11 protein-coding genes and 1 pseudogene are annotated in these 10660 nt (G+C 70.0%); 4 read left to right on the plus strand and 8 right to left on the minus strand.

The window, feature by feature from the left end; genetic code table 11:
* Positions 1–7: 7 nt before the first annotated feature.
* Together ACFY9I_RS34600 and ACFY9I_RS34605 are read right to left on the minus strand one after the other, a co-directional pair.
* The gene (locus ACFY9I_RS34600) at positions 8–1600 is read right to left on the minus strand and encodes a TerD family protein (RefSeq protein WP_391008905.1); all 1593 of its coding nucleotides are present in this window, start codon (positions 1598–1600) and stop codon (positions 8–10) included.
* A gap of 257 nt (positions 1601–1857) precedes the next feature.
* Complete coding sequence (locus ACFY9I_RS34605; protein WP_391008908.1) at positions 1858–2454, minus strand: SprT-like domain-containing protein; 597 nt, start codon at positions 2452–2454, stop codon at positions 1858–1860.
* 217 nt (positions 2455–2671) lie between these two features.
* Between ACFY9I_RS34605 and ACFY9I_RS34610 the strand changes: the two genes are divergently transcribed.
* Both ACFY9I_RS34610 and ACFY9I_RS34615 read left to right on the plus strand, forming a co-directional pair.
* Positions 2672–3934 (plus strand): TOMM precursor leader peptide-binding protein, encoded by a 1263-nt coding sequence (locus ACFY9I_RS34610; RefSeq protein WP_391008911.1) that lies wholly within the window; start codon positions 2672–2674, stop codon positions 3932–3934.
* Positions 3927–5282 (plus strand): AarF/UbiB family protein, encoded by a 1356-nt coding sequence (locus ACFY9I_RS34615; RefSeq protein WP_391008914.1) that lies wholly within the window; start codon positions 3927–3929, stop codon positions 5280–5282. The genes ACFY9I_RS34610 and ACFY9I_RS34615 overlap by 8 nt, the downstream gene beginning before the upstream one ends.
* A 4-nt stretch (positions 5283–5286) precedes the next feature.
* Here ACFY9I_RS34615 and ACFY9I_RS34620 read toward each other — a convergent pair whose 3' ends face one another.
* The 6 genes from ACFY9I_RS34620 to ACFY9I_RS34645 all read right to left on the minus strand — a co-directional run bounded on the left by ACFY9I_RS34620 (position 5287) and on the right by ACFY9I_RS34645 (position 9767).
* Positions 5287–5706 carry a hypothetical protein gene (locus ACFY9I_RS34620; protein ID WP_391008917.1) on the minus strand — a complete coding sequence of 140 codons (420 nt, stop codon included), beginning with the start codon at positions 5704–5706 and terminating at the stop codon, positions 5287–5289.
* A gap of 22 nt (positions 5707–5728) precedes the next feature.
* Positions 5729–5938, minus strand: a complete 210-nt coding sequence (locus ACFY9I_RS34625; RefSeq protein WP_391008920.1) for a hypothetical protein — start codon at positions 5936–5938, stop codon at positions 5729–5731.
* A gap of 151 nt (positions 5939–6089) precedes the next feature.
* Positions 6090–6413, minus strand: coding sequence for a hypothetical protein (locus tag ACFY9I_RS34630; RefSeq protein WP_391008923.1), 324 nt, complete (start codon positions 6411–6413; stop codon positions 6090–6092).
* A complete protein-coding gene (locus tag ACFY9I_RS34635) occupies positions 6410–6778 on the minus strand; it encodes a WhiB family transcriptional regulator (RefSeq protein ID WP_005480495.1) in 369 nt (122 codons plus the stop codon). The genes ACFY9I_RS34630 and ACFY9I_RS34635 overlap by 4 nt, the downstream gene beginning before the upstream one ends.
* Before the next feature lie 173 nt (positions 6779–6951).
* Positions 6952–7278, minus strand: coding sequence for a hypothetical protein (locus ACFY9I_RS34640; protein ID WP_391008926.1), 327 nt, complete (start codon positions 7276–7278; stop codon positions 6952–6954).
* A 164-nt stretch (positions 7279–7442) separates the two neighbouring features.
* Positions 7443–9767: a UvrD-helicase domain-containing protein gene (locus ACFY9I_RS34645; protein WP_391008957.1), complete on the minus strand. Its 2325-nt coding sequence runs from the start codon at positions 9765–9767 to the stop codon at positions 7443–7445.
* A gap of 77 nt (positions 9768–9844) precedes the next feature.
* Here ACFY9I_RS34645 and ACFY9I_RS34650 point away from each other — a divergent pair, with 77 nt between their 5' ends.
* A complete protein-coding gene (locus tag ACFY9I_RS34650) occupies positions 9845–10102 on the plus strand; it encodes a glutaredoxin domain-containing protein (RefSeq protein WP_391008929.1) in 258 nt (85 codons plus the stop codon).
* 145 nt (positions 10103–10247) lie between these two features.
* Positions 10248–10559, plus strand: a pseudogene (locus tag ACFY9I_RS34655) (transposase); the annotation flags it as partial.
* Between the last annotated feature and the right edge of the window lie 101 nt (positions 10560–10660).

Raw genomic sequence — 10660 nt, forward strand, 5'->3', positions numbered from 1 at the left:
CTCTGCCTCACACCTCGAAGGGCTGGACGACGACGAAGTTGCCGGGGGCGCCGCGGAACTGGAGGTTGATGGCCTCCTGGGTCTGCCGGGCGTACCCGGAGCGGCGCAGCCTGAGCGAGGTCGTGGTGACGGCCTGCGCGCCGGCGGACCAGGCGATGACGGCGTTGCCGTCGACGTAGGTGGCCGGGCCGACGGGCAGGACGACGGGAACACCGCGGGTCTTGACGACGACCGCTCCCGTACCGGAGAAGAGCATGCTGAACAGACCGCCGCCGGGCAGGCCCGCGCCCTCGATCCGGCGGATGTCGGTGTCCAGTGCCTCGTCGAAGGCGAGCACCCCGCGCGCGCTGGTGTAGAGCTGTTCGTTCTCCAGGCGGATGACGAACAGGCGGCTGCCCTCGTCCGCGAGGAACACCTCGCCGTCCCCGGAGCAGCGCATCAGGGCCATGCCCTGGCCGGTGAGCTGGCCCGTCAACTTGCCGAGCAGTCCGGAACCCTTGTGGGCGAAGTCGATGTCGCCCTGGTAGGCGACCATGCTGCCCTGCTTGGCGAGGATGTTGGCGCCCTTGGTGAGGGTCGTCCGCACCATCTGCGGGTTCTGCTCGGTCCAGCGGTCGCCGACGGGTGCCTCGGAGTACTTCGTCAGAACGACGCGCAGGCCGGCCTCCTGGGGCACGGGCGCGAGCTGCGTACCGCCGCCGAAGGGCTGGGCCTGTCCCGGGAAGGCCGCTGGGGCGCCGGGCGGGGTGAACGGACCGCCCTGGGGTGCGGCGCCGGGGGGCGTGAAGGGCCCACCCTGCGGCGGGGCGCCCGGCGGAGTGAAAGGACCGCCCTGCGGAGCGGGGGCGGCCGGGGGCGGAACGGTGCCGCCGGGCGGCGTGTGCAGGGGCGCGGCGATGGTCGGCGCGGCGTGCACGGAGGGAGAGGGCGCCGGGGGCGTGAACCCGGGCGCGGGCTCCGGAGCGGGTGCGGGCACCGGGGCCGCCGGGGCGGCGGGGGCGCCGAAGGCGGGCGGGGCGAAGCCGGGCGCGGCGACGGCCTGCGGCTGCTGCGGCGCGGCGGCTGGCTCCTCCTCGGCGACCTCGCCGCCGAAGTTCTTGAGCAGCGCGTCCAGCCCGCCGTCGAAGCCCTGTCCGACGGCCGCGAACCGCCAGACGTCCTTCAGGTAGAAGTCGCCCAGCATCACGGCGCGCTCGGTGGAGAACTCCGAGCCGTCGAACGGGTACCGGGCCACTTCCTCGCCGCCCGCGACGATACGGAGGTAGCCAGGGGCGATCTGCGACATCTGCCCGTTGCCGTCGATCGTCGCCGTGAAGGACAGCTTCTGGATCTGCGGCGGGATCTTGTCGAGCGTGACGCGGAAGGACTCCGTGTCACCCGACTGGGCCCCCAGGAGCTGGATCGACTCCTCGGGGGTCTTCGGCTGGTTGAAGAAGACGAAATAGCGGTCGTCCGAGAGCCGTTCGTCGGCGTCCAGACCGAAGCAGCTGATGTCGAAGGTCAGCCCGGGGGCGGAGATCTGTACACCCACGTACAGATCCGTACCCGCGGTGAGGTCACTGATCTTGGCCTTGTGGCCGCGTTGGAATTCCCTGGCCATGCGTAACGACCGTCCCCCATCCCGAAAGTGAGTGCGCCTGCTCGAGTGCGTCGCGCCAGGCTAACCGCAAAGCCGTGAGGCGTACGAGGTCGGTACAGAGCCGGTACAAAAGCGCGACTTCGGTCACCCGTTCCGCAAACGAGCACGCGCGCGTGGGAATCCGTCGACGTTCAGGCGCGCGTGAGGTGCCGGTCCGCTTCCCGCCCTCGGGCGGCGGGTCTGGACCTGTCTCGCGGAGGGACGGCCGTGCGATGGCCTCACTCGTCGTGGTCGACCGGCAGACGCGGCAGCCGGTCGGCCGCGACCACCCCTTCGAGGTAGCCCCGAGCGCGCTCGGTGCGCGGGTAGGACTCCAGCAGTCGCCAGAAGCGGGGCCCGTGTCCCGGTACCAGCAGGTGCGCGAGTTCATGGAGGAGGACGTAGTCGACGACGTACTCGGGCATGCCCTGCAGGCGGTGCGAGAGGCGGATGCTGCCCTCGGCGGGTGTGCACGAGCCCCAGCGGGTGTTCTGGTTGGTGACCCAGCGGACCGAGGCGGGTTGGGCGCGACCGCCGAAGTACTGGTCCGAGAGCCGGGCGGCGCGCTCCGCCAGTTCGGTGTCGCCGAGAAGCCGCTTGCTCTCCTGCGCGGCCAGCTTGTCGAGCATGACGGTCACCCAGCGTTGCTCCTCCGCCTCGGACATCCGGGCGGGGATGAGCACGACTGTGCGATCACCCTCGCGGTACGCGGAGACCGTTCTGCGCCGTCGCGCGCTCCTGCGGACCTCGATCGCGCCCGCCCCCGAGCCACTCGGCGGCGGGCTTGTCGTGCTGCGCTGTGGCTTTCCGGCGCGGTGCAGTGGGTCGGCGGGCACGCCCCGACGTTACCCGCTGCACACGGGGGAAGTCCCGCCTCCGGGACGGTTCGGTTCCGATCCGCACTCCGAGCGCCTGATTTGTACGACGAATGTCGTCGCCTGTGGATAACTCTCGACGGGCGTCGTCGCGATCCGTGCATGCTGGCACTCGTCGGCGGACCAGGCACTCGCACCGTCGGCACAGGGGACCTATCTCTGGCTACGGGGGCCGATCATGCATCCGATGGTGAAGCCCGCGCTCCGGCGCGGATGGCGGGATCTCAACACCGTGCAGTTCGGCCTGGCGCCGGCGCACGCCATGGTGCTGGGCCCGATGGACACGGCGACCGGCAGCTTCCTCGCGCTGCTCGACGGCACACGCGGTCTGCCGCTCCTGCGTGACGAGGGGCGGCGCATGGGGCTGCCGGACGGTCATGTGGACGGGCTGGTGGACCGGCTGGCCCGGTCCGGCCTGTTGGACGACGCGACGGGCGGGGGCCCGGCCGCGGACGACCTCCGGGGCAGACCCGAGGTCCTGAACCGGTTACGCCCCGACGCCGCCGCGCTCTCGTTGGTCGCACCCGACCCGGGCGACGCCATGAAACGTCTGGCCGCTCGCCGGTCACTGCGAGTGCAGGTACGGGGCGCGGGACGGGTCGGGGCGGTGCTGGCCTCCCTGCTGTCGGGGGCCGGCGTCGGCGAGGTCGATGTGCGTGATGTCGGCCGGGTCGAGCCCTGGGACGTGACTCCGGGTGGTCTGCCAGCCGAGTCGATCGGCGAGCGCCGGGACATGGCCGCACGTCGAGCGGCTCGTCACGCGGCGCCCGATCGCCCGCCCCGGCGGCGCCGCGGCCCCCGGCCGGCCGAGGGCACGCCCGAGGCCATGTCGACGAGCCGCCTCCGCGAGGAGCCCGGCTTCTCGCTGGTGGTTCTCGCCCCGCGCGACGGTGTCGATGTCCACACCCCCAAACCCGCCGCCGCCGAACCACTCATCCTCTCGGGCACACCCCACCTCTACACCGGTGTCGTGGAAGGCACGGGTGTGGTCGGCCCGCTGGTCCTGCCCGGTGAGACGGGGTGTGCGGGCTGCCTCGACCAGAGCCGTACCGACCACGACGAGACCTGGCCACGGATGGTCACCCAGTGGCGGTCGGGTCGACCACGCCAGGTCGAGGCCTGCGAGGTGACCCTGGCCACGACCGTGGCCGGACTGGCCGCAGGGCATGCGCTCGCCTTCCTCGACGGACTGATGCCGTCCAGCACGGGTGCCCGCTGGGAGGTCTCCATGCCGGGGTTCGACTGGCACTCCCGCCCCGTGTTGCCGCATCCTGCATGCTCCTGCGCGGCCGCTGAGAAGGGCGCCGGGAAACGTAACGGGGAACACACCGCAAAGGACTCGGAGACGCGCGCGACAATGGCGGAGCATCAGCGGTCAACGAGGTTGTCCCGCAAGGCACACGCGGCACGGCCTGCTGGGACTTGGAGGGCGCATGTCTGATCTTCCCCGGAAGGCGGTCACCCGGACCGCCAAGCTCGCCGCGCTTCCGCTCGGCATCGCAGGCCGGGCCACCTGGGGACTCGGCAAGCGAATCGTCGGTGAGTCGGCGGACCTCGTGGGTCGCGAACTCCAGCAGCGCACGGCCGAGCAGCTTTTCAAGGTCCTCGGCGAGCTGAAGGGTGGCGCGATGAAGTTCGGGCAGGCCCTGTCCGTCTTCGAGTCGGCGCTCCCCGAGGAGGTCGCGGGCCCCTACCGCGCGGCGCTGACCAAGCTCCAGGACGCGGCGCCACCGATGCCCACCCGCACGGTGCACTCCGTGTTGGAGGAGCGCATCGGCCCGGACTGGCGGGAGCTGTTCCTGGAGTTCGACGACAAGCCGGCCGCCGCGGCCTCGATCGGCCAGGTGCACCGCGCCGTGTGGCACGACGGCCGTGCCGTCGCCGTCAAGGTGCAGTACCCGGGTGCGGGCGAGGCTCTCCTGTCCGACCTCGGTCAGCTCAGCAGGTTCGCCCGTCTCCTGGGCCCGCTGATCCCTGGGATGGACATCAAGCCGCTGATCGCGGAGCTGCGGGACCGCGTCTCCGAAGAGCTCGACTACGGTCTGGAGGCCCAGGCCCAGCAAGCGCACGCGGAGGAGTTCGCGGACGACCCGGACGTCGTGGTCCCGGCCGTGGTGCATCAGTGCGAGCAGGTGCTGGTGACGGAGTGGATGGACGGCACCCCCCTCTCGGAGGTGATCACTGACGGCTCCCAGGAGCAGCGCGACCGGGCAGGCCAGCTACTGACCCGCTTCCTCTTCTCGGGGCCGGCCCGCACGGGCCTCCTGCACGCCGACCCGCATCCGGGCAACTTCCGCCTCCTGCCGGACGAGAAGCGCGGCTGGCGCCTCGGCGTCCTCGACTTCGGCACGGTGGACCGGCTACCGGGCGGTCTGCCGGCCCACATCGGTGCGGCACTGCGGCTGACCATCGAGGGCGAGGCCGAGGCGGTCTACGAGATGCTCCGCACGGAAGGCTTTGTGAAGCAGTCGATAGACCTGGACCCGGACGCGGTGCTCGACTATCTGCTCCCCATCATCGAGCCGGCCCGCGCGGACGAGTTCGCTTTCGCCCGGGGCTGGATGCGCAGCCAGGCCGCGCGGATAGCGGACCCTCGCTCTCCCGCCCACCAGTTGGGCAAACAGCTGAACCTTCCCCCGTCGTACCTCCTCATCCACCGGGTGACCCTGAGCACGATCGGTGTCCTGTGTCAGCTCGGCGCGACGGTCCGTATGCGCGACGAACTGGAGGAATGGTTGCCGGGGTTCGTGGTGGAAGAGGACGAGGGCGAGTCCGCCGCGGAGGCCTGAGCGCTCAGCCCACGTCGCGGACCCACACGGGAAAGGGCGAAGGCGCTGTCGCGGAGGCGGCCGGGTTCCCGCCGTCGAGGAAGGCCTCGACGATGGGGCGAAGGTCGTGCACGGGCAGGTGGCTGCCGGCGAACGGCAGCTCGCCCGGCCCCACCGAACCGGTGGAGCACCGCAGCTGGCCGGCCTGTGCGTCGTACCAGACGTAGAACGTTGCGGGTCCCGGGAATCCGAGGTCGTGGATGCGGGCCCGAATGGCTGTGGCCGTGCGCTCGAAGGCCGCCGCCACCTCGGGCACCGACAAACGGGACCTGTCCTCGGGGTCGGTGCTCAGGCACCAGGTATTGGTCCGCTGCTCCGCGGTTTGGTGGGTCGGCTCCAACAGCAACGGCTCGTCAGCTATCTCGGCGATCCATGTCAGCAGCACAACAGCAGTATGCGCCGACGGCTCACCACCAAGCCGAGTCCAGCCTGCTCTCGATCGCTCGCAGGTTCTCCCGGGCGCAGGTCTCGCAGAAGTAGAACCGTCCGCCGTTCTCGATGGAACAGATCCACAGGGGCTGGGGGGCGTCGGTGATCGTCCCGCAGCGGGCGCACACGAGGGTCTGGAGTTCCGCGGCGGGGCCGCTGTTGGCACTGCTCCCCGAAAGACTCGTCACTCGGCGACGATATCGCCGCAGTCGGTGGATCCGCAGTCACCACGCACGGCGGGGGCCGGTCCCTTCGGACCGACCCCCGCGGGGGAGCCACTGCTACGGGTTCTTCTGGCGCGCCTGTCCAGGTCGGTTCATGTTCGTTGCCGCGTGGCGGCTACTGCATGACCGCCATGGCCAGCGCACGGCGGGCGCGCATCGAGGCGCGCTCGGCCCGGCGCTGCATCCGGCGGGCGACCGCCAGGCGCATGGCCCGGCGCTCCTGCTCGGCCTGGTGCAGGCGCTCGTGCATATGCGCACGAGCCAGGGCTTCTGGCATGAGATGCATTTCTCGGGTCCTGTTCTGACGCGAGGCGTTCGCGCCACTGGTGGTGAAGTCTGGAATCGCGGAGCCGGCGGGGTCGCTCGTGGACGGCTTCATCGGGGCCTGCTTCTTGGGGTCGTGCGTGAGGGGGCGATCGATCGTTCCGGTGATGTTCATGCCGTGACCGGGTTCTTGCGCGGGCGACCGCGAGGCCGCTTGCGGGCAACGACGACACCCTGGACGAAGAGCTCGCCACCCCAGACGCCCCAGGGCTCACGCCGCTCCTTGGCGCCGGCGAGGCAGGCCTCCATCAGCGGGCAGGTGCGGCAGAGCGACTTGGCGTACTCGACGTCGGCCGGCGACTCGGCGAAGAAGACCTCCGGGTCGTAGGAACGGCAGGGGACGGGTACGCCGAGGTTCTCGATGGCGTCGTCGAGCGCGGTGAGCGCGGTGAGCGGGGTCAAGGTGGAGTCCTCCGTGAGGCCGGGCGGGGGGATCGTTTCGGAAGGCGGTACGGACGGGGCGTGCGCTTCGAGTTGCACGGTTCGTCTTCCTCGTCTGGTCGTTCCGGCCTGTTGGCCGGGGGCGGCTGGTACCGGGTTCTTTTCTTGTCCCGAGGCCCCTTCGCTCTGCATCCCCTGGTCGGGGACAAACAGAAGGGCCGCGGATCCCGGGTGGGGTTCCGCGGCCCTGAAGGCGCCGGCCTGATCGTCGATCAGGCTGGATCACTCCAGGGTTCAGGCCCACGGAAGGCCCACATCAGGTGGTGCTGCGTCGTCTGCTGCTTCCGGAATCCGGCACCGGCCGCTGCAAAGGCATAGGCCTGGGCCTGTGCCGTTACTGCTGCTTCCAGTGCCTTGGTCGGTCGCTCATTGCGCTCACGGACGGGAAGGCCCGCCAGAGACACGGAGGACGCCGGACGGCCGCCACTGATGGCGGACAGACCGGTGCCCAGGTTCGAGACGCCGAGCATGCACGTGGAGACGGTCGGGCGATCGGTCATTTTGACCGTGCTGATGTAGCTGGTGTTGATGCTGATCACTGGACTCGCCTCCTCTCGGCGTCTATGGGGACCGGCGCGAACCAATCCGACGGATATGAAGTACACCACGAAACCAGGGCCTTCGAGAAGGCCGCTGCTCTCGTGCCTAAGAACCTATGGGGATTGCTGGGGCATGCGCAAACTATTTTTTCGACGAGTTCGTATCAGTCACCCTCGCCCTGGTCCTCAGGCTCCCGACCTGCACAGATGTCGAGAACATCGGTGCCGTACCGCTGCAGCTTCCGGGCGCGGACGCCGGGGATGCGACCGAGTTCAACCGGAGTGCTCGGCCCCGCTTCCGCGATCGCCATCAGGGTCCGGTCCGTGAAGACACAGAAGTCGGGTTGACCGCTGCGCCGCGCCTGGACCGAGCGCCACTCACGCAGTCGCTCGTAGAGACCCTCGTCCATGTCGGAGGGGCAGTCCTCGCAGCGCATCAGCTTCATGTCACCGGCGTCGCGCAGGGTGCGTCCGCAGAGCCGGCAGCGGGCCGGGGTCCGGCCGGCGCGGCGCGGGACGGTCTCCGTGCCGCCGCCCGCGAAGTCGGTGCGGCCGCCCGGCGAACCGAGTTCCACGCCTCCGGAACCACCGGCACCGGTCCGGCCGGTCGTGGCGGTGGATCCGGGGCGCAGCCCGTTGAGGAAGCGACTGGGGCGGCGGTTGGGACGGCTGCCGGGCGCTCGCGACACGGCCCAGGAGACGGAGAGCTGTTCCCGCGCGCGGGTGACACCCACGTAGAGGAGTCGTCTCTCCTCCTCGATCTGTTCGTCCGTCCTCGCGTAGGTGATCGGCATCATGCCCTCGGCGACACCGACGAGGAACACGACGTCCCATTCCAGGCCCTTGGCGGAGTGAAGGGAGGCGAGGGTGACGCCCTGGACGGTCGGGGCGTGCTGGGCGTTCGCCCGCTCGTCGAGTTCCGCCACGAGGTCGCCGAGTGTGGCGTCGGGCTTGGCCGCGGCGAAGTCCTGGGCGAGGTTCACCAGGGCCGCCAGTGACTCCCATCGTTCCCTGACCGCGCCGGAGCCCGCCGGTGGTTCGCCGGTCCAGCCCTCGCCGGACAGCACGGCCCTCACCTGTGAGGGAAGGTCGACGGTGTCCTTCAGGAGGGTGTCGTTGCCGCCGAAGCGTGCGGCGGCGCGCAACGCGGCCCCGGCCTTGCGGACCTCCGGGCGGTCGAAGAATCGTTCCGCGCCGCGCAGCTGATAGGGCACTCCGGCATCCGCCAGGGCCTGCTCGTAGGTCTCGGACTGGGCGTTCGTGCGGAACAGGATGGCGATCTCACTCGCCGGGACTCCGGAGCCGATCATGTCGCGGATGCGGCGGGCGGCGCCCTCGGCCTCGGCGGGCTCGTCGGTGTACTCGGTGTAGCGGGGCTCGGGGCCGGGGGGGCGCTGGGAGATCAGTTCCAGGCGGTGGTCGGCGGCGCGGCCTCGGGCCTGGGAGAGCAGGCCGTTGGCGAGGTGGACGACCTGTGGGGTGGAGCGGTAGTCGCGGACGAGCTTGACGACGGTGGCCCCGGGGTGACGGTGACGGAAGTCGAGCAGATGGTCGGGAGTTGCGCCAGTGAACGAATAGATCGTCTGGCTGGCGTCGCCCACGACGCACAGGTCGTCCCGCTCGCCGAGCCACAGCTCCAGCAGGCACTGCTGGAGGGGGCTGACGTCCTGGTACTCGTCGACCACGAAGTGCTGGTACTGGGAGCGGACCTGCTCGGCGATGTCGTGGCGGTCCTGGAGGATGCCGACCGTGAGCAGGAGGACGTCCTCGAAGTCGATGACGGCCCGCTCACGTTTGAGATCCTCGTAGGTCGTGTAGATCTGGGCGATCTCGGCCGGGTCGCGGGGGGCCTCGCGGCCGTGCTTGGCGGCTGCGGCGGCATAGTCGGCGGGGACGGTCCGGGTGACCTTGGACCACTCGATCTCGGCGGCGGTGTCCCGTAGTTCGTTGCGATCGAGACGGATGCGGCAGGCGGCGGCCGCGTCCGCGACGAGTGGGATCTTGCGGTCGACGATGCGTGGCATGCCGCCGCCGACGGCCTTCGGCCAGAAGTACTGGAGCTGGCGCAGCGCGGCCGAGTGGAACGTCCGGGCCTGGACCCCTGCCGCACCGAGCTGGCGGAGACGGCCGCGCATCTCGCCGGCGGCGCGGTTGGTGAACGTGACGGCCAGCACACTGGCTGGCTGGAGAATGCCCGCGCGCACTCCGTAGGCGATGCGGTGGGTGATCGCCCTGGTCTTGCCCGTGCCGGCACCCGCCAGCACGCACACCGGACCGTGCAGAGCGGTCGCCACCGCGCGCTGCTCGGGGTCGAGCCCTTCGAGTACCGCGTCGGCCGAATCGGGGACCTGCGGGAAGAGGGTGGAGTGCGTTGCTGCTGTCACACGGCCATGCTGCCAGGTCGCCAGAGACGGCTGAGCCGGTTGTCCACAGGGAGGCACCCGCAGTCGTACTAATACGGCAGGCGCTCCGTCCCCGGGGTGGGGAATGGTTGCTCCGTCGCGTACGTTCCCTCCTCAGCGAGCACGCACCCCCAGTCGTAACGCCGTGAAGGAGCGCCAGAGACATGCCGGGCACTGTGACGATGTACAGCACCACGTGGTGCGGCTACTGCCGTCGGCTGAAGAGCCAGATGGATCGCGAGGGCATCGCGTACAACGAGATCAACATCGAACTCGACCCGGAGTCCGCCGCGTTCGTGGAGAAGGCGAACGGCGGTAACCAGACGGTTCCGACGGTTCAGGTAGTTCCCGCCAATGGTGGCACCGAAGTCGTGATGACGAACCCGAGCCTCGCTCAGGTGAAGCAGGCACTCAGCGCCTGACGACCCGCTCCCCACCGCACGCAGAGAGACCCCCGTCATCGAGTTGACACGGTTGGCGAATCCTGGGGCTCAACACAACGTCGGCCTTCACGACCCGTTGTGGTCGTGAAGGCCGACGTTGTGTTCGGGGAGGGCGTCGGTGTCGTTGCGCGCCAAGAGGATCGACGGGGTTCCAGCGGAGACGGTCCGGGTGACACGGGCTGCGTTCCCGAAGGGCAGTTTGGCAAGGCGGATCCGTGACGAGTTGGGCGGGCTGTTCTCGGACGCGGACTTCGCCGGGCTGTATCCGAGCAGGGGGAAGCCGGCGTGGTCGCCGGGCAGGCTGGCACTGGTGTCGGTTATGCAGTTCTCCGAGGGACTCTCGGACCGGCAGGCCGCAGACGCAGTACGAGGGCGGCTGGACTGGAAGTACCTGCTGGGGTTGGAGCTGGTCGATCCGGGGTTCGACCACTCGGTACGCACTAGGGTCTGTTGCGGAAGTGCTGGTCACAGCCACTCGTTAATGGCTGCGACCAGCACGGTCGCTTCGAAGCGGACGGCGAGCTTGTCGTAACGAGT

This window comes from Streptomyces sp. NPDC012510 (genome assembly GCF_042955065.1).
Lineage (GTDB): Bacteria > Actinomycetota > Actinomycetes > Streptomycetales > Streptomycetaceae > Streptomyces.